Here is a 25,024-nt window from a genome sequence, read left to right as displayed (position 1 = left end):
AATTGCTATTCTATCGTTAAGAGGGCGGAGTGATGACTCTCTTGTATAATGAAAAATTCCTCTTTGACTGGCCGATAGCAATATCGGCTTTTTTTTAACTTATTGAAATGATGATAATTCTCTCTGGATAATAAAAAAGCCTCTGGTATCTAAAGATAGAAGAGGCTGTATTTGACTGATTAATTGCGACTATTTTTTCGGTTTAAAACGTAATAATCGGTTGGCATTACTGACGACAGTGATTGATGATAAGGCCATGGCAGCCCCTGCAACCACAGGGTTTAATAATGTACCGGTAAAAGGATATAAGATACCGGCAGCGATAGGAATGCCTAAACTGTTATATATAAATGCACCAAACAAGTTTTGTTTCATATTGCGCAGTGTGCCTTTTGAGATCTCAACCGCATCAGCAACACCATGTAAGCTATGGCGCATTAAGGTAATGGCCGCAGTTTCAATGGCGATATCACTGCCACCACCCATCGCAATACCAACGTCTGCTTTAGCCAGTGCTGGGGCATCGTTAATACCATCCCCAATCATTGCTACGCGACGACCTTCTGCCTGTAGTTGACTAATCGCTTGCGCTTTACCTTCTGGCATAACGCCTGCAATCACTTGATCAATACCTGCTTCTTTAGCTATCGCATTGGCTGTAATAGGGTTATCTCCAGTTAACATGACCAAACGATAACCTTGATGATGTAGACGCTGTAATGCACTGACGGTATCTTCTCGTAGTGGATCACGAATAGAAAGTAGGGCCGCTATTTTCCCATTTTGCGCCAATAAGACGGGGGTTACCCCTTTCGCTGATTGGTTTTCTATTAGGGGGGTTATCTCACTTATATCAATGCCAGATTCTTTCATTAGTTTAGGATTACCTAACAGCACAATATTGCCGTCAATTTCACCACTTAATCCCATACCAGCAAGGGTTCGAAATTGGTTTATTTGCGGTAATTTAATACCTTCAGCTTTGGTTAAAATCGCTTTTGCTAATGGATGATTAGAGCCACTTTCTAGTGCGCCTGCTAATGCTAGCGCTTGAGTTTCACTTATCTGATTGAATGTGTGGATCTCAGTTACTTGTGGCATGCCTTCAGTTAAGGTACCTGTTTTATCAAAAACTAAGGTATCTAATTGGCTTGCTTGTTGTAATGCATCCGCATCACGCACTAATACGCCATATTCTGCGGCACGTCCCACACCTGAAATGATCGACATGGGGGTCGCTAATCCTAGAGCACAAGGACAAGCGATAATTAATACCGTTGTGATAATGACGAGTGCATAAGTAATTTGTGGTGAAGGACCAAAAAAGTACCAAATAGCCCCTGCAATTAACGCAATAACGACGACGATAGGAACAAATACACTGGAAATTTTATCTGCTAATTGACCTATTTCGGGTTTACTGCTTTGTGCTTGACGTACCAGTTTGATAATTCTGGCAAGGGTAGTTTGACTGCCTACTGCTGCAGCTTTAAACAGCACTGAGCCATCTTGCACGGTAGTACCTGCATGAATAGTATCACCAAGGCTTTTTTGTTGTGGAATAGGCTCACCAGTTAACATTGCCTCATCCATCCACACTTCACCTTGGGTGATTTCACCATCAACGGGAACTTTATCACCGGTTGCTAAACGCAAGATCATACCTTGTTTCACATCCGCTAATGGCATTTCAACTTCGCCATTATCTGTTACTACTCTTGCTGTTGGTGGTGTTAAGTCTAATAGACGCTCTAATGCTTTAGAAGAGCGCTGACGGGCTCTTTGTTCAAGCATATGACCAAGGTTTATCAAACCAATGATCATCGCACTGGCCTCGTAATAGAGATGTCTTGCTTGGGCAGGAAACACCTCAGGCCATAAGTTAACACTAATTGAATAGAGCCAAGCCGCCCCTGTACCTAACGCAACGAGCGTGTCCATGGTGGCACTGCCGTTTTTTAGGCTTTGCCACGCATTACGATAAAAGTGCCCACCTGCAGCTATCATCACAATAAGCGTAATAATACCGATAGTTAACCAGATATTATGATTAGCTTCCGTTAACATCATATTATCGCCGATCATTCCCCATACCATTACAGGAATACCAACGACTAAGGCTAAGGCTGCTTGCCAGCGAAAACGCTTCATATTAGCAACAGCGACTTCTTGTTGACGCTCTCTACGTTTTACATCATCTTGAATAATTTCTGCCCCATAGCCTGCTTTTTCGACCGCATTAATCAGGTCATCATGATTAACATGACCGGTTACAAGTGCGCTACGTTCAGCCAAATTAACACGTGCATTTTCAACACCGGAAACACTTTGTAAGGCTTTTTGTACTTTGCTAACACAGCTTGCACAAGTCATACCGTCGATTAATAGCTGAGTGCTATCATCATCGATACTGATATCAGCATTATTATTATCAAGGATGGCTTCTTCTACTGGAATATCACAAATCGCCGCTGACGATGCTTCCAGTGGTGCATCCGTTTGCGTCAGCGGCTCAGTTTTTGGGTGGTTGGCTCCTGCTAATTTTGCATCATAACCAGCATCTTGAATGGCTGTGATCACACGCTCTGTGTTTGCCGTACCTGTTACTGTGGCATGAGTTAATTCCACTTGTGCACTTTCTACCCCATCAGTCCCTTCAAGAGCTTTCTTCACTGAATTAATACAATGACCACAATTTAAGCCTGATAAAGTCAGTTCAATCGTTTTTGGTTTATTTTCTTCTTCGTTTGCTAATGAGGCTTCAAAACCTTCAGCAACAACGGCGGCAATTAAATCTTTTGCGTTTGCTGTACCAAAAATTTCAGCTGATGTTTTGTCTACATTGACCGCAACAACACCGTCAACGGCTAATAACGCATTTTCTGTTTTACCAACGCATTTCATACAGTTAAGTCCACTCAAATTTAGTTTTACATCAGCTTGAGTGGCTAGATGAGCTTCATATCCGGCTTCTTCAATGGTTTTGATTAAGCTTTCAACAGTTGCGTCGCTGTCAATTTTAGCGTATTGAATAGTCACCGTGGACTGTTCTATATCATTGCGGGCATCAAGTGATTTTTTTACACTGTTAATACAGTGGGAGCATGAAAGCCCTTGTAGTGCGAGTAGCGTAGTTTTTGCCATGGTCAATATCTCCAAATAAAAAGCGATTACCTCTATTATGGCGTAATATGGGATAACTTGCTTTCTTGAAAAGGTTTTTTCTTATCTGAGATAAAGGCTAAACCTTTCCGCAAGGGGAAGGTCAAGGGGGAATTTTGAATATTAGTGAAATCGCAACCAAAACCGGTTTGACGACAAAAGCAATCCGTTTTTATGAGGAAAAAGATCTGATAACCCCACCTCATCGGGGTGAAAATGGCTATCGATACTATTTACCACAACATATCGAAGAATTAACACTGTTAAAGCAAGCTCGTGAAGTCGGGTTTAGTTTAGAAGAGTGTCGTTCATTGCTGATGTTATTACGTAATCCCTCACGTCACAGTGCTGATGTGAAAGAGGCAACCTTAAAGAAAGTGGCTGAGATAGAGAAAACCATTAACGAATTAAATGCCATTCGTCAACGGCTTCTCTTATTAGCAAATGAATGCCCTGGCGATGATGGGGCGGAATGCCCAATTATCAATCATCTTTCTGGTTGTTGTCATCATCAATAACAGCAGCATGCTGTGTTGATGATGCCGAGCGAGTGGTGGGAGAAAATGAGGTGACGTGCAAGGTGATACCATCAATAGCAATCACTTTGACTGTATCACCTGCTTTTAATGGCGTGTCAGAATAGACTCGCCAACTCCCATCAGCAAGCTTTATGCGACTAAAACCATTTTCAGTATCCGATAACAAAACTGCTTTTATACCAATAAGTTGGTGGCTTTTTTGGTTTAGGTTTTCTGCTTCTTTGGATAACTTTTTGCGTTTAAGCCAGATACGCCAAAGGATTGCACTAATAACGGTGAGTAATGCAAATAGAATACCTTGAATGGGCCAACCAATAGGTAAGATCCATGCGATTAATGCAACACATAATGCGGCCATACCAGACCATAGTAAGTAGCCTGCAGTGCCCAGCATTTCGGCGATTAATAGTAAGACACCAAGACAAAGCCAGAAAAGTGCTGGCTGAGCACTAATCCATTCAATCATAATTAATTGCTCTTGTTACCTGAGTCACTTTTTTTGGTATTTAATAATTCTGAAATACCACCAATTGCACCCATTAAGTTACTGGCTTCTAATGGCATCATTACAACTTTGCTGTTATCGGCAGAACCAATTTGTGACAGGGCATCGGTATACTTTTGTGCAATAAAGTAGTTAATGGCTTGCATATCCCCTTTAGCGATAGCTTCTGATACCATTTGCGTCGCTTTTGCTTCCGCTTCTGCTGCACGCTCACGGGCTTCGGCTTGTAAGAAAGCAGACTGACGTTCACCTTCTGCTTTTAAGATTTGCCCTTGTTTTTCACCTTCCGCTTTTAAGATTGCCGCTTGACGGATACCTTCTGCTTCTAGAATATCAGCACGCTTAGTACGCTCAGCTTTCATCTGCGCATTCATGGCTGAAATTAGCTCTTGTGGTGGGCGCACATCACGAATTTCAATACGGGTAATTTTAATACCCCATGGGTTAGTTGCATCATCAACAATCAGTAATAAACGGCTATTGATCTGATCACGTTGTGAAAGAATTTCATCCAGTTCCATAGAGCCTAACACAGTACGGATATTGGTTAGCGTTAGATTGATGATTGCAAGCTCTAGGTTATTCACCTCATAAGCAGCTTTTACTGGATCGATAACTTGAATAAAGCAGACCGCATCAATACTGACATTGGCGTTATCACGAGAAATCACTTCCTGAGAAGGGATATCTAATACTTGTTCCATCATATTAATACGACGACCAATACGGTCAATAAATGGAATAAGGAGTTGAAGGCCTGGAGCAAGGGTACGTGTATAACGTCCAAAACGCTCGACAGTCCACTGATAACCTTGTGGAACGGTTTTTACACCACTTAAAACTAAAATAATGGCGAATAAGATAATAATACCAATAACTATTTCCATGTATCTGTCCTTAGCCTGCTTTAATAAATAAAATGAATATTAATAAAGTAAAGAATACACCATTCGGCGATATTTAGATGCTAGATTATCATTAGTCCCTAAAGCAGATAAAATATCCATCAGGGTTTTCTTAACTTGTCCTTCACCGGCATTAAGATCTTTTTTCAGAAAATTAAATAGCAATTCAAGGGCTTCATCATTACGTGCCACTTCATGCAGTTTTAACGCCAGTTGAATAGCGAGTTCAGTATTGTCAGGTTGCTGATTAAAATTATCTTGTAATTGCTGAATTTCAGGTGTGTCGGCAGCTTGTTTTTGCAGTTCAATTTGAGCTAATAAACTATGATAATAGCTATCTTGATCTTGCAATGGAATTGCGGCTAATAATTCTTCTGCTTCATTATGTTTATTTAATGAAATTAAAGCACCTGCGAGGGCTAAGGTAATTTCACTGTTTTTAGGATCAATTTGGTGTGCTTCTTTTAACAGTGGTAATGCTTCGTCTGCTTTACCTTCTGCTAATAGTGCTGAAGCTTGCGCCGCTTTTAATTCTTCTGGTTTAGGTAAGATATTGGCAAGGATTTGGCGAATAGCTTCTTCAGGTTGTGGGCCTTGGAACCCATCGACAGGACGACCTTCTTGCAATATATAAACAGTTGGGATCGCACGTAGACCAAATTGCGAGGCAATCATCTGTTCAACATCACAATCTAATTTAGCTAATACAAACTGATCAGCAAATTCAGCCGCTAATTTATCCAACGTTGCCCCAAGCTCTGCACAATGAGGACTACGCTCTGAATAGAAGTACATCATGACCGGTTTTGTCATCGATTGTTCTATAACTTGCTGAATATTCGATTCATTTACATCAACAATATGTGCAGTTGCTAACATTAACTTATCCCTTTTTGAGAGTTTTAAATATAAATGCTGTTTATTACGCTATTTCATTAATAAATAAGGATGAATTTTACAAAAATCAAGCCTTGTTACTTTGGCCGTTTAAGATCCTATCCATAAGTCTATCAGGGAGGAGTCGTTTTAACACTTTGACGGCATAAGTGAGTAAGGTCACAGGATAACGTAACTTAGGTCTTGGACTTTCTAAAGCATGGATTAGTTTTTTCACTACATCATCAGGTGTTAATGTGAAACGACTCGCAATCCCCGGATTTTTTACCGGTTTATCTTGTTGGGCTTGATTAACATTTTCAGTAAAGCGTGTTTTTATTGGACCCGGCTCAATTAAACTGACTTTTATCCCCGTAGAGGCAAGTTCCATTCTTAATGCATCAGACCAAGCTTCAACGGCATATTTACTCGCCGCATAAGCACCTCGGCCGGGAGTGGATATTAATCCCATTACCGAGCTCGTCTGAATAATACGTCCTTCGCCATGAGGTAACATCGCCGGCAGTAACCCCATAGTAAGCTGATGTAAGCCAAAAAAATTAGTGGAAAATTGTTTTTCCATTTGCTGGCGACTAATCGCATTTAATGGACCATAAACCCCAAAACCACCATTATTAAATAATCCATATAAACGCCCATTAGTAAGGCGAATTACTTCTAATATGGCTTTTTCGATACTTTCTGCATCATCGAGATCAAGGAAAATAGGCTCAAACCCCAATGTTTCCATATGGTTAAGATCATCTTCTTTGCGACAAGCAGCCAGTACTCGATATCCTTTTTGCTTGAGTGTTTTTGCCGCACACAGTCCAATCCCACTAGAACTTCCTGTAATCAATACCGTTTTTTGCATAATTTTACAATTAATCTCATTTAATCTAGGTTAACTACTGTCACAATAGTTTAACGTGTTAGGTAAGGGGATAGGGTTTTATCCATCCATTGAGCAATAAAAGGCTGAGCCGCTTCATTTGGGTGAATGCTGTCGTTTTGCATCCACTCAGGTTTATCTGCTATTTGCTCCATATAAAATGGGATAAGCTCAAGAGCATTGTCTTTCGCCAATTGTGGGTAAATCGCAGAAAAAGATTGCGTATAGCGTTTACCATAATTAGGCGAAATCATAATTTGCATAAAGAGTGGCGTTGCTCCCGCTTCTTTTACTTGGGTAATGATGTTTTGCAACGCTTCTTTCGTTTGGGCTATAGGGTAGCCTTGTAAGCCATCATTTGCACCCAGTTCAATCAAAACCCAACGAGGTTGGTGCTGTTTTAATAAATCAGGGAGCCTATTTTGACCTTGAAATGCGGTTTCGCCACTGATGCTTGCATTCACGACATTTATTTCAGGATAAGTTAATTTCCACTTATCCGCGAGGCGTTGCGCCCATGCGCTTTCAATAGGAAGGCGATATCCGGCACTTAGGCTGTCACCAAAGATCAAAAAGGTATCAGCAGCGATAGACTTAAAGCTAAACATCATCATGACGATAAGGAAACAAGTATGTCGACGGAAAAGGTTCTTGAAGTTCATCAGTTAACCAAACAAGTAGGAGAAGGTGATAGTCAGATCTCTATATTGCAGGGTGTTGAGTTAGTTGTCGAGTCTGCACAGACAATTGCTTTAATTGGTGAGTCAGGATCGGGCAAATCTACACTTTTAGGTATTATTGCAGGATTAGATGATGGAGGCGCTGGTCGTGTGCAATTAATGGGACACGATCTGACCAAAATGAATGAAGAAGAGCGGGCAAAATTACGTGCACAACATGTCGGATTTGTTTTTCAATCTTTTATGCTAATTCCAACGTTAAATGCCTTAGAGAATGTGCAACTTCCTGCGTTATTAAAAGGTGAGTCAGAAAAACAGAGCCATACGCGAGCTGTTGATTTACTTAAACAATTGGGTTTGAGTGAGCGCTTGTATCATATGCCCGCACAACTTTCCGGTGGTGAGCAACAACGTGTTGCATTAGCAAGAGCTTTTTGTACCCAACCGGCGATCCTGTTTGCTGATGAGCCAACAGGTAATCTTGATCGAAAAACGGGAGATAAAATTGCCGATTTACTGTTTTCCCTTAATCGTGATTATGCCACAACATTAATTTTGGTCACCCACGATAATGAGCTTGCCGCTCGTTGTCAGCGAAGATTACGTCTTGTTGATGGGCAACTTAAGGAGGAGTCATGATCTGGCGTTGGTTTTGGCGTGAGTGGCGCTCGCCGGCTTTATTAATTGTTTGGCTCTCTTTAGCGCTGGCGGTGGCTTGTGTGCTGGCGTTAGGGCGTATTGGTGATCGCATTGATAAAAGTATTTATGCTCAAAGTCGTGATCTTATCGCCGGTGATTTAGTGCTACGCGCCTCGTATCCTGTTGATGAAAATTGGCTAGCTGAAGCTAAAAGAATGGGGCTAACACTTAGTCGTCAAATGCAATTTACCACCATGTCTTATGCCCCAGAAGGTGATACTCCTCAATTGGCGTTGGTAAAAGCCGCGGATAACTTATATCCACTCTATGGTGAGCTAGAAACTCAGCCCGCAGGGCTAAAAGCGGAGAAAGGCACGGCGTTAGTAGATGCAAGGTTACTGGCGCTTTTGGGTATCAAGGTTGGTGATAATATTGATGTCGGTGATGCCACTTTTACAATTAGCGGTGTATTAGTTCAAGAGCCTGACAGTGGTTTTAATCCTTTTCAAATTGCCCCGCGTATTTTAATTAATCTTGCTGATGTTGAAGCGACTGGTGCCGTTCAGCCGGGAAGCCGCTTAACTTACCGTTATATGTTTGCGGGTAATGAAGCATTAATTGATGAATACCAACAACGCTTTGATCCCTTATTAAAACCTGACCAGCGTTGGAATAGCTTAAAACAAGATAATGGTGCGCTATCTCAATCAATGGAGAGAGCAAAAAACTTTTTACTATTATCTGCATTATTAACACTATTATTGGCGATTTCTGCCGTCGCGGTTTCAATGACACATTATTGCCGTAGTCGACATACGCTAATTGCGGTATTAAAAACCTTAGGTGCCGATAATCATGCATTACGTAAATGGATTATAGGGCAGTGGGGGGTGATTATTGTTGCGGCTATCGTGGTCGGCTCACTGGTCGGTTGGGGCTTTGAATTAGTATTGTTGCAGATTTTAGCACCGGTATTACCAAAAAGTTTACCTGATGCGAGCTTTATGCCATGGCTATGGTCGGTTGGCTCTTTACTACTCATCGCGTTATTGACGGGGTTACGCCCTTATCATCAATTAATGTCAACGCAACCTTCCCGCGTGTTGAGAAGTGGTACTACGGCACCTAGTTGGCCACTACGTTATTATTTACCCATCGTTGCATTGATTGTTGTTGGCGCTTTAACTCTGTTTGCCGGAACGGGTGTTTTATTGTGGTCTATTTTATTAGGTATCGTCGTCATTGCTTTCTTGCTTGGCGTGATTGGTTGGCTTGGATTATGGCTTTTAAAGCAATTTAAATTTAAGCAATTGAGTGCCCGTTTAGCGGTGACACGTTTATTACGCCAGCCTTTCCAAACCATGACGCAATTAGCCGCTTTTTCATTATCCTTTATGCTATTGACGCTATTGGTTTTGCTGCAAGGGGATTTATTGGAAAAATGGCAACAGCAGTTACCTGAAGATAGTCCTAACTATTTCTTGATTAATATGTCAAAGCCTCAGGTACAGCAGATTAATACATTATTAGCCACTTATCATGTGGCACCGACAGATGCTTATCCGGTTGTGTTAGCACGTTTAACAGCGATTAATGATCACAATGCGAAAGTGTGGGCAGATGCACGGGATGCGGGGAATAATACCGTACGAAGAGAGCTTAATTTAATGTGGCACAGTGAACTTCCTAAAGATAATGTTATTGTCGAAGGCTCATGGCCTCCCGTCGGTAATGGCGTTTCAATCGATCAGGGGGTTGCACAAAAGTTAGAAATAAAGCTGGGGGATGAGCTAACTTTTGTTGGTGATACTCGCGAGTTTAAATCTGTTGTCACCAGCATTCGCCATGTTGATTGGGAAAATATGCGACCAAATTTCTTCTTTATTTTCGCAGAAGAAGGGCTAAGCAATCAGCCTGAAAAATGGATGAGCAGTTTTTATTACAATGGTGATGGAAGTTTGATCACCGCATTAAATCGACAATTTCCTACGGTCAGTGTGCTAGATACGGGTGCATTAATTCAGCAAGTTCAGCAGATCTTACAGCAAGTCAGCCGAGCATTAGAAATTATGGTTGGATTAGTTATGCTGTGTGGGGCATTGCTATTAGTGGCACAAATTCAAGTCGGTATGACACAACGTCGTATCGAGTTGGTGGTTTATCGAACATTAGGCGCGAGTAAGTCACTATTAAGACGCACGCTTTGGGCGGAGTTTGCCTTATTAGGGTTAATGGCCGGTTTAGCTGCAGCGATAGGGGCTGAAGTTGCATTAGGGTTGTTGCAAAAATCGGTATTTAATTTCCCATGGCAACCACAATGGATGATGTGGATAGTTGTTCCCGCTCTTGCCGCCGTATTACTTTCACTTTGTGGTAGTATTTTAGGGGTTAGGCTATTACAAGATAAAGGCCAATATCGTCGTATTCAGGGGGAATAGTCGCCATTAGTTATCTAGTTATCATTAAATGAAGTGATACGTGATATTGAATTAAAAATGCTGATATTGAACGGATATCAGCATTTTTTTATCGGATGCTTATGGTGATACAGGCGATGATTTTTCAATATATACAGTTTGTGATGGGAAGGCGAAGTCAGCGCCATGTTGATGCACAATATCAATCATTTTTAAATAAACTTCTTGCTGCGCATCTAACCATTCTGCCCATACTGTGGTTTTGGTAAAACAGTACACCATAATATTTAATGATGAATCGGCGAATTGATTAAAATAGACCAATAAAGTTTGTTTGGTGTCGATTTTGTCGTTTTGTTGTAGCATTGTGCGGATATCTTCGACAATAACCCCAACTTTGTCCGAATCTTCATAGCGTAACCCTAATTCTGTTTCAATACGTCGATTGGTCATTCTGCCGGGGTTTTCAACACTAATGGAGGAAAATACTGAGTTTGGAATATATAACGGGCGATGATCAAAGGTCATTATCTTTGTGATACGCCAGCCAATCTCAACAACAGTTCCTTCGATATTGCGATCGGGTGAACGTACCCAATCACCAATGTTAAAAGGGCGATCAAAATAGAGCATAACACCTGAAAAAAGGTTACTCATAACGTCTTTACTTGCCATACCAATGGCAATACCGCCTAAGCCACCAAATGTCATTAAGCCCGATAAACTCATGCCAAAATGCTCACCGAACAGTAAGATCATGATGACAAGAAGAGTGATTTTAAATATACGCGAAATAATACGGGCTGAGGTGGGATCACTGCCTTTTTTAATTTGTGATTTTTCTAATAAATTAATGAGTAAGAAAAATTTTCTCATTAGGATTAATGCGATAGCAAGATAGCTAAAGAAATTAATCATCTGAAAAGAGATAAAGTGTAGTTTAAAATCTACCACCGCCATTTCACAGTATTGGCTTACAATAGCCACTAAACTACAAAGCAAAATAGCTTGGATGATGTGAATAATTATGTTTCTACGACGTTTTTTTTGTTTATCATGTAAAAAAGATATGGCAAGAAAGGCGATAAAACACGCCAAAGCTATGCCGATACCAATTGAGTATTTCATGATTAATTCTTCATTCATCTGCTCGATCTCTCCTCGCTAAAACCGCTTCTCTATAATATTGATTGGATTTCTAAACTAGATTTGCGGTTTTATTTTTATCTTGGCGCATTATGTTTTTCACTGGCATGTTGGAAGTTAGGATAAATTGGTGGGCGCATAAATAGTGTGATCACCAAAATAACTAAAACAGGGATAGTGAGAATTAAAAATGCAGGTGTGAAGCTGCCTGAAATATCCTTAATAGCCCCAGCAAAGAAGGGGGCTAAACAGGCCAATGTTGAGATCAGGTTCATCACCGAAAATAGTTCTAAATAAGGTGCGCGACCAAAATAGTTAGCCAGTAATACACTTGAGGCTAAGAAGGTCATACCATAACCGATCCCCACACAAAGGGTAAATAGCATTAGGTAGATCCAACTATTAGCCATACTCAGTGCTAATAGACCGATAATAATAATCGTTAAGCTGGCAATCAGTAATTTTTTAGGCTCTAACCATTCACCAATCGCCCCACCGGCTAATCGTGAGAATGCATTGATAAAAGCCATGGTGCTCAGTAGCGTTGCAGCAATAGTTTCACTAAAACCATTTTCAATAATATGTGCAACTGCAAAACTATTTACTGTGATCCCGCACCATAGAAAAGCGGTGTAAGTGGCAGCAATGACATAAAATTGCCATGTTCGTAAAGCATGACGTGCGGTCCATATCGCTTTGGTTTGATAAATACGTTTGCTACTTTGTAATTGACTGATTTTTTTCGCATGCGCTTTTTCTGCTGAGCCTTCTTGTAATACTAAAATAGTCAGCAGGGTAATAATTGATAGAATAATAGCTGAAATAAGCCAATGCATACGCCATGTGTGCCAAAGGTGTGTGGCTAAAAAATAGATCCAAGGGCCTGCAACTCCTCCCAATCCACCAATAGTAAAATAGACACCAAAAGCAAAAGACTGTTTTTCAAATAGACGCGATAGCACGTAAGTGCCCGGTACGGTTGCTAATAGTGTAAAACCTACCCCAAGTAAGGCGGTACCAAGAAAGTAGCGTGTGATGGTATTGGTTTCATATAGAAAATAGAATCCACTGACAAAAATAATCAGTCCAATGAGGAGTGTGAAGCGGACGTTTAATTTACGGATAAGTAAAGTGGGTAAAAAGCTCGCAAGTCCACAGGTTAAGCCCAATAAAGTAAAACCAAGGCCAGCTTGTGTCCAGTTCCACTCTAGTTCAGCTATCATACTAGGTAGAACCACACCTAAAGAGGTAAATGTTGTTGCGGTAGCGAGAAAGTACACTAAACCTAGCAGTATCAGTATGCTCCACTGATAGATAGGACCAAAATTTTGTTGCGTGACTGGCATCCTGACTCCATAGAACGGGTGCAGTATCCTGAATGTTCAGGAAAAAATAGCGAATAACTGGCCTTGTATTCACAGGCCAGTACATTTAAAGGCTATTATTCTCTAACTTTCTGAGTCGGACTGCTAGCTTAATTTTTCTAGCGCCCATTTAATCGGATATTGGTAGGCTTCATCGAGCAGGGGACTTAATGCACTTAAGGTCTTTTGCAGAGCTTGATGGTTATTATGTACTAAGTTGAGATGCCCTACTTTGCGGGCTGGACGCACTTCTTTTTCATACCAATGTAGATGAACTAAAGGTAATGATAGCCATTTGGTGTCGATCTCCGTTCCAATAAGATTAACCATTACCGCCGATTGGCAAACATTAGGTTTGGGCATCGGTAAATCAAGAATAGCACGTAAGTGAAGTTCAAACTGGCTAATAGAAGCACCATTTTGTGTCCAGTGACCACTGTTGTGGACGCGAGGTGCGAGTTCATTAATCAGTAATTTATCACCGACAATAAAGCATTCCATGGCCATTACACCGATATAATTTAGTTTATTGAGGATCTTGCTAAGCATATCCTCTGCTAATTGTTGTAATGCCTCGGGAGGATTTGGTAGCGCAACACTCATGCGTAAAATGCCATCTTGATGAAGATTGTGAGTGAGTGGATAAAAAACACAATCCCCCTGACGATTTCTTGCACCAACTAAAGAGACTTCTCCAGAGAAAGGAATACCTTGTTCGACAATACATTCACCATATATTTCGGCTGGTAATTGTTGTTCGTCACCTGGGTGTATCCGCCATTGACCTCGTCCGTCGTAACCACCAACACGGCGTTTAACGATAATAAACTCCCCTAGCTGATTGAATAGCTCAGGCCATTGCTCAGCCGAAGTTAATGGTTGCCAAGGTGCCGTCGCTAAATGAAGCTCATCAAGGAGTTGTTTTTGTGGTAAGCGATCTGCGAGTAATGGAAAAATATCTCGGTTAATAAAGTTAGCATGGTGCTCTAACTCATTGGTTAATGCGGTTTCCGGCCAACGTTCAATTTCTGCGGTAATAATACTCTTTTGATAAGGTACCGCTTCGGGTTCAGCATCAAGCCCCACGGGATATACCGCAATACCTAATGGCTCACCCGCTTGACGTAACATTCGACCTAACTGTCCATTACCAAGAACACAAACCGGCTTCATAGCGCCTCCCTTGGATCAGGGTGATTAAGGACTTCTTGTGTCTGTGTTGCTCGCCATTGTGTTAATGCATTAAAAATATCAGCAGAGTGTAATGCTAAAATTTGTGCGGCGAGTAGCGCGGCATTAGCAGCCCCCGCTTTACCAATAGCCAGTGTGCCAACGGGAATACCTTTCGGCATTTGTACAATAGAATAAAGGCTATCAACACCACTTAATGCAGCACTTTGTACAGGAACCCCTAATACAGGAACTAAGGTTTTGGCTGCCAACATCCCCGGTAAATGTGCAGCACCGCCAGCACCCGCAATAATCACGTCAAAACCATTCTCTTTGGCCTGTTCTGCGAAACGAAATAATTTATCCGGTGTTCGGTGTGCGGAAACAATTTCAACATGGTAAGGAAGTTGTAACGTGTCTAGGACTTCTGCGGCATGACACATTGTCGCCCAGTCACTTTTCGAACCCATCACAATGGCGATACGAGGGGATGAGGTATTGAGACCAACTTGAGAAGACATTACTTAACTGCTCCTGTAAGCATAAACGGATATAGCCAGAGAAACTGAGCATGATAGTATCACGCTAACACGTCAAGGAAAACGTTTGCGTAAAGAAAAATATGCTACAATAGCCGAAAAAGTATCATCTATTTAAAATGGAAATTGGATCAGTTCGATTTTATCTGAGGTGACTTTAAACATTGAGCCTTCCGTATGCCAAGCTCCTAATACACCTCGATAATGTGGTTTCCCATCAATGTCGACGGTGTGGATCGCCGGTCGATGAGTATGACCGTGGATCATCCATTGGGTATTAAATTGTTTAAAGGTATTGATAACGGCTTGAGCATTAACGTCCATTATCGCTTCAGATTTGTATTGGTTGCTACTTTGACTACGAGAGCGCATTTTTTTAGCAATACGTAATCGAATGGTCAGAGGAAGGAGTAGGAATAAGCGTTGAATAAACTTATTGTGGACTTTTTTACGATAGCGTTGATAGGCATCATCATCGGTGCAAAGCGTATCACCATGTAAGATTAAAATGCGATGTTGCTCTATCTCAAGCACTTTTTCTTGTGGTAGCAGTGTCATTCCGCTCTCTTTTGCAAAGCGAGAGCCGATTAAGAAATCGCGGTTACCATGAATAAAATAGCAGGGCACTCCCGCATTTTTTAATGCCATTAATGCTTGGGCTATGCGCTGATGTAGTGGATTAGGATCATCATCACCAATCCAAAAATCAAAAAAATCACCCAAAATATAAAGTGCATTTGCGTGGATCGCTTGCTCTTGTAAAAAGCGAAGAAAACCGGCAGTAATTGCCGGTTCGTGCTCACTTAAATGCAGATCTGCAATAAACAGGGTGCACATAAAAAGCGCTACTTATTCGCTAACAGTAACACTGTTAATGATAATATCTTCACGAGGAACATCTTGGTGGAAACCACTGCGACCAGTAGAAACGGCTTTGATTTTGTCTACAACATCCATCCCTTCAACAACTTCAGCAAATACACAATATCCCCAACCATTGGCATTTTCTGCACGGAAGTTTAAGAAGTCGTTATCTGCTACGTTGATAAAGAATTGTGCTGTTGCAGAATGTGGATCGTTGGTACGAGCCATCGCTAATGTACCACGATTATTGGCAAGACCGTTGTTTGCTTCGTTTCTTACCGGGGCTTTAGTTTCTTTTTGCTTCATACCAGGTTCAAAACCACCACCTTGGATCATAAAACCATTAATAACACGGTGGAAGATAGTGTTATCGTAGAACCCTTCTTTACAGTAATCTAAAAAATTTTCTACGGTTGCAGGTGCTTTATCTGCAAATGTTTTAATCACGATATCGCCGTAATTGGTATGAAAAGTAACCATATTCAGATCCTAGTATAATTTTAGTTTTACCCAGATGTGGGCTGAAACAATAGACCGTTTTTTTATACCACAGTTACCTTATTTAGTCAGTATTCATCTTTTGTTCATGGCGACTTTCACGCTAAAAAGCGCGAAAATAGTAATAGAAAACATTTTTCGCCAATTATTTCACCAATAAACTCAATTTGGCGCCTTACTGTTAACGATTGAACAGTGAAAATAAACGCAGAGCAGAGTAATATAAGAGACTATTAATTGGATTACCTTTGAGTTTAGGCATTAAAACCCTTATAAAGGTAATGTTATGTGGTTATTTTTATCGCTGTAGTCGTTATTTTATATACATAAATACGTAATCAACACGTACAGTTAAAAATGGGAACGTCCTCTGATGCTAAAGATTTTTAATACTCTTACTCGACAAAAAGAAGAATTTAAACCTATCCATAAAGGAAAAATAGGTATGTACGTGTGTGGCATCACTATTTATGATTTATGTCATATTGGTCATGGACGTACATTTGTGGCATTTGATGCCATAACCCGCTATTTACGTTATTTAGGGTATGATGTGAATTATGTGCGCAATGTCACCGATGTGGATGATAAAATCATCAAGCGTGCGATTGAAAATAATGAAACTTGCGAACAATTAACGACACGTATGTTAGCGGAAATGCATAAAGATTTTGATGCATTGAATATCTTACGCCCTGATTCAGAGCCACGAGCCACACATCATATTGCAGAAATTATTGCTCTTACCGAGACATTAATTAAACGTGGTCATGCTTATGTAGCAGAAAATGGTGATGTGATGTTTGCCATTGATACCGATCCGGATTATGGCTTGCTTTCTCGTCAAGATTTAGAGCAACTACAAGCAGGGGCTCGGGTTGAAGTCGCTAACGTAAAACGCAATCCTATGGATTTCGTGCTTTGGAAAATGTCAAAACCCGGTGAACCAAGTTGGACATCACCATGGGGAGAAGGGCGACCAGGCTGGCATATTGAATGTTCAGCCATGAATGGTAAAGAATTAGGTCATCATTTTGATATTCATGGCGGTGGTTCAGATTTAATGTTCCCGCATCATGAAAATGAAATTGCACAATCAACCTGCGCTCATGATGGTCCTTATGTTAACTATTGGATGCATTCCGGTATGGTGATGGTAGACAAAGAAAAAATGTCTAAATCACTGAATAACTTTTTTACTATTCGTGATGTTCTTGCCTATTACGATGCTGAAACGGTACGTTATTTCTTATTATCAGGACACTATCGTAGCCAACTAAATTATACCGAAGAGAACTTAAAACAGGCGCGTACCGCATTAGAGCGTTTATATACTTCTTTACGTGGCACTGATGCAAATGCTCAACCTGCTGGTGGTGAAGCGTTTGAAGCGCAGTTTATTGAAGCAATGAACGATGATTTCAATACACCAGAAGCCTATTCTGTGTTATTTGATTTAGCACGCGAAGTGAATCGCTTAAAAACCGTCAATATGGAGGCGGCTAATGGTTTAGCAGCGGTGTTGCGTAAATTGGCCAAAGTATTAGGCCTATTAGAGCAACAACCAGAACACTTCTTACAAAGTGGTGCGCAAGCAGACGATGCTGATGAAGTAGAAAAAATTGAAGCGTTAATTCAACAACGCAATGATGCTCGTAAGAATAAAGATTGGGCAGCTGCGGATGCCGCTCGTGATGCTTTAACAGCAATGGGAATTGTATTAGAAGATGGCCCACAAGGTACAACATGGCGTCGTAATAGCTAATATTGCTACCTATTGATAAAGCAGATAAAGTCAAAAATATCGGGTAATCATTATCCGATATTTTTTTTAGATTTTTAGTGGCGTTAATTCAACTTCGGTCATCATTCTTGCCAATTGTTCACGATCAGTTATTCCAACATTGGTTTGACTGACGGCAAGAGCTGAAATTGCTGTAGCAAGACGTAAGGTATGTTCACTGGTTTGCCTCATCATCAAACCATAAATCAACCCACCTACCATAGAGTCACCGGCACCTACCGTGCTGACCACATCACATTTAGGCGGTTTTGCCATCCACGCACCAGTGGCGTTAACCCACATAGCGCCTTGTTCACCTAACGAGATAACAACATGAGCAATACCTTGCTGGCGTAATTCATGGGCGGCTTGTACCACGTCAGAGAGTTCAGGTAAGGGTCTACCTGCCCAAATTTCTAGTTCATGATGATTGGGTTTTACTAACCAAGGTAACGCTTTTAACCCCGCGACAAATGCTTCTCTGCTACTATCAAAAATAAGGCACATACATTCGCTACGTAGTCGCTTCATCCAAGCAGTAAAATCATTTAAATCAATACTAGGTGGTACACTTCCACTGACACAAATCATATCAAATTGACCCGCCCAGCTGAGTGTGTCATTTACAAAACGAGTCCAATCTTGTTTAGTGATTTCAAACCCTGAAAAGTTAAAATCAGTTACTTTACCGCTGGGTTCAGTCAGTTTGACATTGATACGTGTGCGACCTTCAACCATTTGGAAGCGATTAGCAATCCCGGCTTCACTAAACTCTTTTTGAAAGCCATCTTGATTCTCTTTACCTAAAAAACCGCCAACAGTGACATCAATACCAAGGCTTTTTAATACTTTGGCTACATTGATACCTTTACCGGCAGCATGAAATCCCGCCGTTGTTACTCGGTTAACTTCACCCAATTCAATAGGGGTACTTAATCCCACAAGATCATAAGCAGGATTTAATGTAATGGTAGCGACTCGACGTCTCATGCTTGTACCTTACCTGTAGTAAAATCATAGGTATCACTTTTCTGTTGCAAGAAAAGCAGAGAGACACCTTGGATTGGTAGGTTAAACATAAGAACTCCTATTAGATTAAGGATCAAATACAACATAAAAATTAAAAATAACGCTTCATACTTTATTATCAGGCTGAATCGTTTCAAACTATAATGTCTAATTTAGTATAAACAATGTTCTTTTGCCTAATAAAACAAAGGAAAAGTTAGATCTAAATCACGTTTTAGCATATTAAAGCGATTATTAATACGTAAAAATCATCCAACGGAAAAGGTTGCTGAAATTCTTACTACAAGCCAACTAAGCATTATTTATATAAAAAATAATAGGTTATGTAATCAATATTTAACTTATTCTTTATCAAAGCGTTAATGTGCTGAAGCGAGATAAAGTATTATCACTGATATGAATAGCAAAAATAATAACCTACTATTATTATCTTAAATTGATGCAATTAAATCAATTTAAAATCAATGGATTAGTCCACTAATTTTACAGACTTAAATAAAAGCTCGAAAAATAGCGTGTTTAGTAAAAAAAGGGTAGAAAGATAAAAAAAGCGTTACTAAAGAGTAACGCTTGAGTAACGAGTATGATTAGCTGAACTAGTTGCTGACAGTGACAGCAAACTCACCGAGTGTGACGACTTTACCGGCAGTAATTTTACAGCGTTTACGTGTTTCTACTTCACCATCAACGCAAACGAGGCCTTCAGCAATAATATTTTTTGCAGCGGCTCCGCTTTCTGTCCAGCCTTGGAGTTTTAATAGATCACACAGTTCTACATAGGGGTGACCATCTAATTGAAATGTTTCCATTGATTAATTATTTCCTATATCAGGATCGTGATATTCTTCGCAGGCTTGCAACGTATTTTGAATCAAAGTCGCTACAGTCATTGGACCTACACCACCCGGAACAGGAGAGATCCACCCCGCGCGTTGAGAGGCTTGTGCGAAATCAACATCACCAACCACTTTACCGTTTTCAAGGCGATTAATACCGACATCAATGACAATAGCGCCAGGTTTTATCCATTCACCAGGAATAAAGTTAGGTTTACCAACTGCCACAACCACCAAATCAGCATGTTCAACATGAAAACGTAAGTCTTTAGTAAAACGATGAGTGACAGTCGTTGTACAGCCTGCAAGCAGTAGCTCTAAACTCATTGGGCGACCAACAATATTTGAAGCACCAATAATTACCGCATTTAAGCCATTCATTGGAATATTGCAACGCTCTAAGAGTGTGACAATACCACGAGGGGTGCAAGGACGTAGCTTAGGTGCACGTTGGCACAACCGACCAATATTGTAAGGATGGAAGCCATCAACATCTTTATCAGGATGAATACGTTCTAATACTTTGACGTTATCAATTCCCGCAGGTAAAGGGAGCTGCACTAAAATACCATCAATAGTATTATCTTCATTTAGAGTATCAATGAGATTGAGTAAATCTGCTTCACTTGTAGTATCCGGTAGATCGTAAGAGCGAGAGATAAATCCTACCTCATCACAAGCTTTACGTTTACTAGCAACATAGATTTGCGATGCAGGGTTATCACCGACTAAAATAACCGCTAAACCCGGTGCACGTTTTCCTATCTTAATACGTTGTTTTACTTTTTCTGCCACTTCACTTCTGATGGTCTGCGCAATCGTTTTCCCATCTATAATTCTTGCTGACATCTATACATCCAAATTATTCAATTATGGTATTGCTCTATTTTGTCAGATCATAAGCAATCTGTCAGTTGATTACTTACCATATTTTAACCATCTAGTTTGATTTTGTGGAAAAATCGTTGACTCTCAGAATGTTGAAAGTATAATTCACACCCGTTATCAGCATAAATGCTAACGTCTATTTCCCCTCTAGGCGCCCTTAGCTCAGTTGGATAGAGCAACGGCCTTCTAAGCCGTAGGTCACAGGTTCGAATCCTGTAGGGCGTACCATTTAAAATCAAACACTTACACTCATTTTAAATTCTCTACTTTTCTTAAGTGGGACGTATTTGGGACACAAGTGCCAAAAATACTGTCTATTTGCTTTGCATGTTCAGTTAAATGATTAGGCGCTAGGTGAGCATACCTTCTAACCATATCAACTGATTCCCATCCGCCCATTTCTTGTAATACTGAAAGTGGAACTCCGGACTGAATTAACCAGCTTGCCCATGTGTGGCGCAGATCATGAAAGCGGAAGTTTTCTATTCCTGCTCTTTTTAACGCTGCTCTCCATGCTGTGTTAGAATCAACTCTCATTTTCCTAACACTTGGCGTTAATGTTCCGTCTGGTCTCTTCTTTGATTCAGTATGAACAAATACCCACTTGTGATGGTTTCCTATTTGTTCCTTAAGAACCTGACAAGCAGTGTCATTTAAAGCAACACCAATTGCTTGGCCTGATTTGCTATCCTCTGGGTTTATCCATGCAACTTTCCTTTGCATATCAATTTGACTCCACTCTAAATTGATAATATTGGATCGCCTTAATCCAGTGGCCAATGCAAATGTAACTACGGATTTCAGTGGTTCAGGGCATTCTTGAATCAGTCTTTTAGCTTCATGATGTTCTAACCACCGAACCCGCTTTTCTCTGATTGTTGGGACTTTGATGACGGGAGATTTTTCTAACCATTTCCAGTCACGTTCAGCAGCTCTTAACAGAGATTTCATGATGGCAAGATGCTTTGCTTTGGTTGCGTTACTGACAGGGATATCAGTAAATGCGGGGATTTCCTTTCCCTTTCTTTTAGCTGATTCCGCTTGTTTTTCCCATCTCTCCCTTGCTTTTCTGTTTACCATCTTATTGATAACGGAATATATTTTTGCTTCTGTAATATCCTTAAGTCGGTAACCTTCAAAGTGATCTAACCAAAAAGAAAGCCGACCTTTATCGTCATCCAGTGATTTTTTGTCTGCTTTCTCTTCAATCCATCGAACTATAGCCTCTTCGAAAGTAACATCAGGAAAGTCACCAAGACGTTCTATGCGCCATAACTCGACCTTTCTTGTGTCGTGCAACTCCTGCGCGAGCTTCTTGTCCTCTGTGCCAAGAGATTCCTTGATTCTTTTACCGCTTGGCGTCGTGTAGTTTCCGTACCATATTTTACCTCTTCTGAATAAAGACATGATTTTCCCTCTCGTGTCTCACCAGCGTTCACTGGTATATTGTGAATTGATTTATTAGCCGCCGCAATACACGCGGCTCTCGTAAATAGGTATGGCGAGTTTTTCTTTGATGGGTCCTTTCTTGTGTATGCAATCAATCCTAGCTTACACCAGCGAGAAAGGGTATCTTCTGATATACCAATATATGCGGCAGCTTCTTTTCTTGGCATGGTCATCCCTTCCATTTTACCCTCCTATCCATTCTTCCGTTTATATTGCTCATGGTCATCACCGCAATCTTTACTGCAGTATGCGCTATTAGGTGCTACAGGTTCTTCGTGACACCAGATACACATTCCGCTATATGATTTAATTGCTGCCTTGCGATTTGATAATGACACTTGAATATATAGTTCGTTTGTTTCATTTGCTGAGTCGATAATGTCCATAATTCACCTATATTAATTGAATGCTTTCTTCCGCTTGGTCGCCATATACATCCCAATCACCGTATTTCTCACGAGCGAATAGTTCGAGGCGTGGAACATCTCCGTATAATTCCTCTAAACGATGATGTATTTCTTTTGGCTTTTCGCTATGCTCACCTAAGCACGAGTAAATAACCTGTCTCACTCTTGCAGATTGACGAGGTAATCCATTTCCTCTTGTGGCTATTAAACACATTTCGACATTTTGACGGGTGTAATTACCGCAATTAATCTTTGTCTCATTGTTTAATATTTCCATGAAATCGAAAAAGTCTTCTGGCGGTTTTTTATTTATTCTATCTCCTGCATTTTTATTTAATTTAACCCATGCGAACCCGAACATGTTTTTAACTTTAAAATCCCACGCTTCGGCTAATTTAATAGCTTCGAGTGCAAAGTTGCCTGTGTACCACATAAACAGTACGGAATTTTTAGAGGAGTATTTTTCTACTGGCAATCTAGAGAGGGGGTATAAGCCTGTGGTGTTGTAATGATTATCTGCTGCGCCATTTGAAACTTTGTTATTGTAAGACCAAGGAGGGTCAGCAAGAATTAAGTCATACTTCTTCATTCTCCGCATCCTTCATACACAAGAAAATAATCATTGCTGCTTTTAATGGGTTGGCAATACAGCACTCTATATTCCCGTCATTAGTTGCAAATTGGAATTTCCTATCTTGATATATAAGGCTAATGCCATATTCGTTAATAATCGGCATTGCATCGGCTGGATTGTTGCATGGATTGAATTCACGCCACTGCTCTTTATTGCTCATCCTTGTAACCACGCCGTACCTTGTGACTTCGTACGCCAGTCCTAACTTTTCAGCAACCTTTTTATTAACTTCGAAGTCAGATAGTTCGGTGTATTTATTCATTGATTAACTCCAGCATTTTCTCATTGTACCAATCTCGGTTGTCCCACCAATCGTGCACTAAGTAGGGCGCGTAAAGTCCTTCTCGAACCAATTCAATAACCCCAATTTTCTCATACCCCTTAACTTTAACCTTATTGCCGACTTTAAATTTCATCTCCACACCTCACCACAAACTATCTCAACATTCCGCACCTGCATTATTTGCATAGCACGACTCTCGCATTCTTGCTGTGTGTATATTTGCTCAGTTACAGGTACAGCAGAACCCTGTATTACAAGCAGTAATACATATCCGATTATTAGTTTCATATTTAATCTAAAATAAATAGAGGGTAAATATCGTCTTTTATTTCTGGGTTTTTATTATTAAATTCTACCCATTCATTTAATACTGTATGAGATACAGTTAAATCCAGAGGTCTTTGCATTCCTGTATGTCTGGCAAATGCTACTGGCTCTAAATTAGTTATTCTCTCCAACTCATTACACAATGCAATAATAACTTTCTTTTCTGGCTCCTTATTATCTGCAATCATTCCTTTGGTATAATCGATTAATACTTGAAGTTCATTTTTATTCATTTTTTATTTTCACTCCGTTATCTAATAATGAATTTTCACATGCTGATATTCCACTGTTATATCCATCAGTGAAAAAATCATAATTTCCTTTATTCTTTTCTCTTTCTGGTAGGTCTAATACGAGTGACTCGCGTGATGCTTGCCATACATCGAATAGATTTATCGTTGATGATTTATTCTTACTGCGCCACTCTTCAAACTGCTGTCTTGACTTATCCATCACTCCACCTTTATTTGTTTTAATGCCTCACGAACAGCGTTTAATCGTGATTCCATTCTGAGATATTGAGGGTTAGGAGTAGTGGGCCAATAGTTATACCAAGCATCATCACCAAACAAGCTAAGCAATTTACCGCCTAAAAAACTATTACAGCACTCATCTTTAACATTGTCTGATGCTTCGATTAAATCCCAATATTCCCTTGCTTCATGTTTATCTATTTCATCATCGTTGCGTAGTTTGATAACTTGTTTTTTAGCGTATTCAGCATTTGCATCGTTATCAGCATCTATCTCAGAGATTAAATTAGAATCTAGTTTTCCTATCCAGTAGTGGTTGTTGATACGTTGAATAAAATCAACTAGTGAACTACCCATTGAACCCCAAAAACAAGACCATGAAACACCATATTCACTAATAGTGACTCTGCCGTTTTGATTATCACCGTAATCTTCAAGATAAACATGAATTGGGTCGTGATTTTTAACCTCTGAAATAACTAGCTTAGTAACTTGAGATTGTTCAACTTTCATATTCATTCCTCTTCATTGCATCCCTGCGAGTTAAAATAGCGATCATGTCCGTTTTTTCGTAGCATTCTATCTATTAGCCGAATATGTTTACTCCAAATCCTATCAGCTTCCTCGCATCCTCCACCAATCATTCCCGCGCAATCATCAGTAAGAGACTTGATAGCTTCAAGTTGAGCCTTGGTTACTTCCAATTTCATATATCTATC

At 40.3% G+C, this 25,024-nt stretch carries 27 protein-coding genes and 1 tRNA gene; 5 read left to right on the top strand and 23 right to left on the bottom strand.

The genetic code is table 11. The features are described from left to right. Positions 1-189: 189 nt before the first annotated feature. Positions 190-3,144 (bottom strand): copper-exporting P-type ATPase CopA, encoded by a 2,955-nt coding sequence (copA, locus tag AACU98_RS03995; protein WP_126402887.1) that lies wholly within the window; start codon positions 3,142-3,144, stop codon positions 190-192. Positions 3,145-3,278: 134 nt separating this feature from the next. On the opposite strand from copA, the gene cueR reads away from it, so the two are divergent. Then, complete coding sequence (cueR, locus tag AACU98_RS03990; RefSeq protein ID WP_004244266.1) at positions 3,279-3,680, top strand: Cu(I)-responsive transcriptional regulator; 402 nt, start codon at positions 3,279-3,281, stop codon at positions 3,678-3,680. Here the strand turns inward: cueR and AACU98_RS03985 are convergent. The 5 genes from AACU98_RS03985 to tesA form a co-directional block, all read right to left on the bottom strand. Further along, the gene (locus tag AACU98_RS03985; RefSeq protein ID WP_004250295.1) at positions 3,646-4,167 is read right to left on the bottom strand and encodes an NfeD family protein; all 522 of its coding nucleotides are present in this window, start codon (positions 4,165-4,167) and stop codon (positions 3,646-3,648) included. The genes cueR and AACU98_RS03985 overlap by 35 nt on opposite strands. Before the next feature lie 2 nt (positions 4,168-4,169). Continuing rightward, the gene (locus AACU98_RS03980; RefSeq protein ID WP_004244263.1) at positions 4,170-5,093 is read right to left on the bottom strand and encodes an SPFH domain-containing protein; all 924 of its coding nucleotides are present in this window, start codon (positions 5,091-5,093) and stop codon (positions 4,170-4,172) included. 39 nt (positions 5,094-5,132) lie between these two features. Then, positions 5,133-5,990 (bottom strand): co-chaperone YbbN, encoded by an 858-nt coding sequence (locus AACU98_RS03975; protein ID WP_004244262.1) that lies wholly within the window; start codon positions 5,988-5,990, stop codon positions 5,133-5,135. A gap of 85 nt (positions 5,991-6,075) precedes the next feature. Next, positions 6,076-6,861, bottom strand: a complete 786-nt coding sequence (locus AACU98_RS03970; RefSeq protein WP_004244260.1) for an SDR family oxidoreductase — start codon at positions 6,859-6,861, stop codon at positions 6,076-6,078. A 50-nt stretch (positions 6,862-6,911) separates the two neighbouring features. Then, positions 6,912-7,541, bottom strand: a complete 630-nt coding sequence (gene tesA, locus AACU98_RS03965) for a multifunctional acyl-CoA thioesterase I/protease I/lysophospholipase L1 (protein WP_036907491.1) — start codon at positions 7,539-7,541, stop codon at positions 6,912-6,914. On the opposite strand from tesA, the gene ybbA reads away from it, so the two are divergent. Then, on the top strand, positions 7,512-8,198 hold the full coding sequence (ybbA, locus tag AACU98_RS03960; RefSeq protein WP_161735577.1) for a putative ABC transporter ATP-binding protein YbbA: 687 nt from the start codon (positions 7,512-7,514) through the stop codon (positions 8,196-8,198). The genes tesA and ybbA overlap by 30 nt on opposite strands. After that, positions 8,195-10,636, top strand: coding sequence for a putative ABC transporter permease subunit YbbP (gene ybbP / locus AACU98_RS03955; protein ID WP_161735575.1), 2,442 nt, complete (start codon positions 8,195-8,197; stop codon positions 10,634-10,636). The genes ybbA and ybbP overlap by 4 nt, the downstream gene beginning before the upstream one ends. A 99-nt stretch (positions 10,637-10,735) precedes the next feature. Here the strand turns inward: ybbP and AACU98_RS03950 are convergent, their stop codons facing one another. From AACU98_RS03950 to ppiB, 6 genes are all read right to left on the bottom strand, one after another. Continuing rightward, positions 10,736-11,761: a mechanosensitive ion channel family protein gene (locus AACU98_RS03950; protein WP_004244256.1), complete on the bottom strand. Its 1,026-nt coding sequence runs from the start codon at positions 11,759-11,761 to the stop codon at positions 10,736-10,738. 77 nt (positions 11,762-11,838) lie between these two features. Further along, entirely contained in the window at positions 11,839-13,107 is a 1,269-nt protein-coding gene (locus AACU98_RS03945) for an MFS transporter (protein ID WP_161735573.1), read from the bottom strand. A gap of 123 nt (positions 13,108-13,230) precedes the next feature. After that, positions 13,231-14,298, bottom strand: a complete 1,068-nt coding sequence (gene purK / locus AACU98_RS03940) for a 5-(carboxyamino)imidazole ribonucleotide synthase (protein WP_004244253.1) — start codon at positions 14,296-14,298, stop codon at positions 13,231-13,233. Further along, complete coding sequence (purE, locus tag AACU98_RS03935) at positions 14,295-14,816, bottom strand: 5-(carboxyamino)imidazole ribonucleotide mutase (protein ID WP_012368268.1); 522 nt, start codon at positions 14,814-14,816, stop codon at positions 14,295-14,297. Before purE ends, purK begins: the two co-directional genes overlap by 4 nt. A 132-nt stretch (positions 14,817-14,948) precedes the next feature. Continuing rightward, positions 14,949-15,671 carry a UDP-2,3-diacylglucosamine diphosphatase gene (locus tag AACU98_RS03930; RefSeq protein ID WP_004244250.1) on the bottom strand — a complete coding sequence of 241 codons (723 nt, stop codon included), beginning with the start codon at positions 15,669-15,671 and terminating at the stop codon, positions 14,949-14,951. Between the two features lie 12 nt (positions 15,672-15,683). Then, positions 15,684-16,178, bottom strand: coding sequence for a peptidylprolyl isomerase B (gene ppiB, locus AACU98_RS03925; protein WP_004244249.1), 495 nt, complete (start codon positions 16,176-16,178; stop codon positions 15,684-15,686). A gap of 391 nt (positions 16,179-16,569) precedes the next feature. Here ppiB and cysS point away from each other — a divergent pair, with 391 nt between their 5' ends. Continuing rightward, positions 16,570-17,961: a cysteine--tRNA ligase gene (gene cysS, locus AACU98_RS03920; protein ID WP_004244247.1), complete on the top strand. Its 1,392-nt coding sequence runs from the start codon at positions 16,570-16,572 to the stop codon at positions 17,959-17,961. A 66-nt stretch (positions 17,962-18,027) separates the two neighbouring features. On the opposite strand, the gene fruK is transcribed toward cysS, so the two are convergent. The 3 genes from fruK to folD form a co-directional block, all read right to left on the bottom strand. Further along, positions 18,028-18,969: a 1-phosphofructokinase gene (gene fruK, locus AACU98_RS03915; RefSeq protein WP_161735571.1), complete on the bottom strand. Its 942-nt coding sequence runs from the start codon at positions 18,967-18,969 to the stop codon at positions 18,028-18,030. A gap of 635 nt (positions 18,970-19,604) precedes the next feature. After that, positions 19,605-19,817, bottom strand: a complete 213-nt coding sequence (ybcJ, locus tag AACU98_RS03910; protein ID WP_004244244.1) for a ribosome-associated protein YbcJ — start codon at positions 19,815-19,817, stop codon at positions 19,605-19,607. A 3-nt stretch (positions 19,818-19,820) separates the two neighbouring features. Further along, a complete protein-coding gene (gene folD, locus AACU98_RS03905; protein ID WP_004244243.1) occupies positions 19,821-20,693 on the bottom strand; it encodes a bifunctional methylenetetrahydrofolate dehydrogenase/methenyltetrahydrofolate cyclohydrolase FolD in 873 nt (290 codons plus the stop codon). 190 nt (positions 20,694-20,883) lie between these two features. Here folD and AACU98_RS03900 point away from each other — a divergent pair. Then, positions 20,884-20,960 (top strand) — tRNA-Arg (locus tag AACU98_RS03900). A 21-nt stretch (positions 20,961-20,981) separates the two neighbouring features. Here the strand turns inward: AACU98_RS03900 and AACU98_RS03895 are convergent. The 8 genes from AACU98_RS03895 to AACU98_RS03860 form a co-directional block, all read right to left on the bottom strand. Then, the gene (locus AACU98_RS03895) at positions 20,982-22,139 is read right to left on the bottom strand and encodes a tyrosine-type recombinase/integrase (protein WP_049206334.1); all 1,158 of its coding nucleotides are present in this window, start codon (positions 22,137-22,139) and stop codon (positions 20,982-20,984) included. Positions 22,140-22,574: 435 nt separating this feature from the next. Continuing rightward, complete coding sequence (locus AACU98_RS03890; protein WP_161735569.1) at positions 22,575-23,177, bottom strand: MT-A70 family methyltransferase; 603 nt, start codon at positions 23,175-23,177, stop codon at positions 22,575-22,577. Continuing rightward, positions 23,164-23,484 carry a phage protein NinX family protein gene (locus tag AACU98_RS03885; protein WP_161735567.1) on the bottom strand — a complete coding sequence of 107 codons (321 nt, stop codon included), beginning with the start codon at positions 23,482-23,484 and terminating at the stop codon, positions 23,164-23,166. The genes AACU98_RS03890 and AACU98_RS03885 overlap by 14 nt, the downstream gene beginning before the upstream one ends. Next, positions 23,477-23,638 carry a hypothetical protein gene (locus tag AACU98_RS03880; RefSeq protein ID WP_161735565.1) on the bottom strand — a complete coding sequence of 54 codons (162 nt, stop codon included), beginning with the start codon at positions 23,636-23,638 and terminating at the stop codon, positions 23,477-23,479. Before AACU98_RS03880 ends, AACU98_RS03885 begins: the two co-directional genes overlap by 8 nt. Before the next feature lie 157 nt (positions 23,639-23,795). Next, positions 23,796-24,065, bottom strand: coding sequence for a hypothetical protein (locus AACU98_RS03875; protein ID WP_161735563.1), 270 nt, complete (start codon positions 24,063-24,065; stop codon positions 23,796-23,798). Further along, positions 24,058-24,285: a hypothetical protein gene (locus AACU98_RS03870; protein WP_161735561.1), complete on the bottom strand. Its 228-nt coding sequence runs from the start codon at positions 24,283-24,285 to the stop codon at positions 24,058-24,060. The genes AACU98_RS03875 and AACU98_RS03870 overlap by 8 nt, the downstream gene beginning before the upstream one ends. Next, complete coding sequence (locus AACU98_RS03865; RefSeq protein ID WP_161735559.1) at positions 24,285-24,818, bottom strand: DUF2384 domain-containing protein; 534 nt, start codon at positions 24,816-24,818, stop codon at positions 24,285-24,287. Before AACU98_RS03865 ends, AACU98_RS03870 begins: the two co-directional genes overlap by 1 nt. A 2-nt stretch (positions 24,819-24,820) precedes the next feature. Then, the gene (locus AACU98_RS03860; RefSeq protein WP_046334322.1) at positions 24,821-25,015 is read right to left on the bottom strand and encodes a hypothetical protein; all 195 of its coding nucleotides are present in this window, start codon (positions 25,013-25,015) and stop codon (positions 24,821-24,823) included. Between the last annotated feature and the right edge of the window lie 9 nt (positions 25,016-25,024).

The sequence above is a fragment of the Proteus sp. G4380 genome (assembly GCF_963885725.1).
Lineage (GTDB): Bacteria > Pseudomonadota > Gammaproteobacteria > Enterobacterales > Enterobacteriaceae > Proteus > Proteus mirabilis.
The sequence above is the reverse complement of the archived record's forward strand: the minus strand, read 5'-3'. Positions and strand labels throughout refer to the sequence as shown.

Bases quoted from the DNA above. Each gene is read 5' to 3' on its own strand.
- copA (WP_126402887.1), bottom strand. From the start codon at position 3,144: ATGGCAAAAACTACGCTACTCGCACTACAAGGGCTTTCATGCTCCCAC.
- AACU98_RS03985 (WP_004250295.1), bottom strand. From the start codon at position 4,167: ATGATTGAATGGATTAGTGCTCAGCCAGCACTTTTCTGGCTTTGTCTT.
- AACU98_RS03980 (WP_004244263.1), bottom strand. From the start codon at position 5,093: ATGGAAATAGTTATTGGTATTATTATCTTATTCGCCATTATTTTAGTT.
- AACU98_RS03975 (WP_004244262.1), bottom strand. From the start codon at position 5,990: ATGTTAGCAACTGCACATATTGTTGATGTAAATGAATCGAATATTCAG.
- AACU98_RS03970 (WP_004244260.1), bottom strand. From the start codon at position 6,861: ATGCAAAAAACGGTATTGATTACAGGAAGTTCTAGTGGGATTGGACTG.
- ybbA (WP_161735577.1), top strand. From the start codon at position 7,512: ATGTCGACGGAAAAGGTTCTTGAAGTTCATCAGTTAACCAAACAAGTA.
- tesA (WP_036907491.1), bottom strand. From the start codon at position 7,541: ATGAACTTCAAGAACCTTTTCCGTCGACATACTTGTTTCCTTATCGTC.
- ybbP (WP_161735575.1), top strand. From the start codon at position 8,195: ATGATCTGGCGTTGGTTTTGGCGTGAGTGGCGCTCGCCGGCTTTATTA.
- AACU98_RS03950 (WP_004244256.1), bottom strand. From the start codon at position 11,761: ATGAATGAAGAATTAATCATGAAATACTCAATTGGTATCGGCATAGCT.
- AACU98_RS03945 (WP_161735573.1), bottom strand. From the start codon at position 13,107: ATGCCAGTCACGCAACAAAATTTTGGTCCTATCTATCAGTGGAGCATA.
- purK (WP_004244253.1), bottom strand. From the start codon at position 14,298: ATGAAGCCGGTTTGTGTTCTTGGTAATGGACAGTTAGGTCGAATGTTA.
- purE (WP_012368268.1), bottom strand. From the start codon at position 14,816: ATGTCTTCTCAAGTTGGTCTCAATACCTCATCCCCTCGTATCGCCATT.
- AACU98_RS03930 (WP_004244250.1), bottom strand. From the start codon at position 15,671: ATGTGCACCCTGTTTATTGCAGATCTGCATTTAAGTGAGCACGAACCG.
- ppiB (WP_004244249.1), bottom strand. From the start codon at position 16,178: ATGGTTACTTTTCATACCAATTACGGCGATATCGTGATTAAAACATTT.
- cysS (WP_004244247.1), top strand. From the start codon at position 16,570: ATGCTAAAGATTTTTAATACTCTTACTCGACAAAAAGAAGAATTTAAA.
- fruK (WP_161735571.1), bottom strand. From the start codon at position 18,969: ATGAGACGTCGAGTCGCTACCATTACATTAAATCCTGCTTATGATCTT.
- ybcJ (WP_004244244.1), bottom strand. From the start codon at position 19,817: ATGGAAACATTTCAATTAGATGGTCACCCCTATGTAGAACTGTGTGAT.
- folD (WP_004244243.1), bottom strand. From the start codon at position 20,693: ATGTCAGCAAGAATTATAGATGGGAAAACGATTGCGCAGACCATCAGA.
- AACU98_RS03895 (WP_049206334.1), bottom strand. From the start codon at position 22,139: ATGTCTTTATTCAGAAGAGGTAAAATATGGTACGGAAACTACACGACG.
- AACU98_RS03890 (WP_161735569.1), bottom strand. From the start codon at position 23,177: ATGAAGAAGTATGACTTAATTCTTGCTGACCCTCCTTGGTCTTACAAT.
- AACU98_RS03885 (WP_161735567.1), bottom strand. From the start codon at position 23,484: ATGAATAAATACACCGAACTATCTGACTTCGAAGTTAATAAAAAGGTT.
- AACU98_RS03880 (WP_161735565.1), bottom strand. From the start codon at position 23,638: ATGAAATTTAAAGTCGGCAATAAGGTTAAAGTTAAGGGGTATGAGAAA.
- AACU98_RS03875 (WP_161735563.1), bottom strand. From the start codon at position 24,065: ATGAATAAAAATGAACTTCAAGTATTAATCGATTATACCAAAGGAATG.
- AACU98_RS03870 (WP_161735561.1), bottom strand. From the start codon at position 24,285: ATGGATAAGTCAAGACAGCAGTTTGAAGAGTGGCGCAGTAAGAATAAA.
- AACU98_RS03865 (WP_161735559.1), bottom strand. From the start codon at position 24,818: ATGAAAGTTGAACAATCTCAAGTTACTAAGCTAGTTATTTCAGAGGTT.
- AACU98_RS03860 (WP_046334322.1), bottom strand. From the start codon at position 25,015: ATGAAATTGGAAGTAACCAAGGCTCAACTTGAAGCTATCAAGTCTCTT.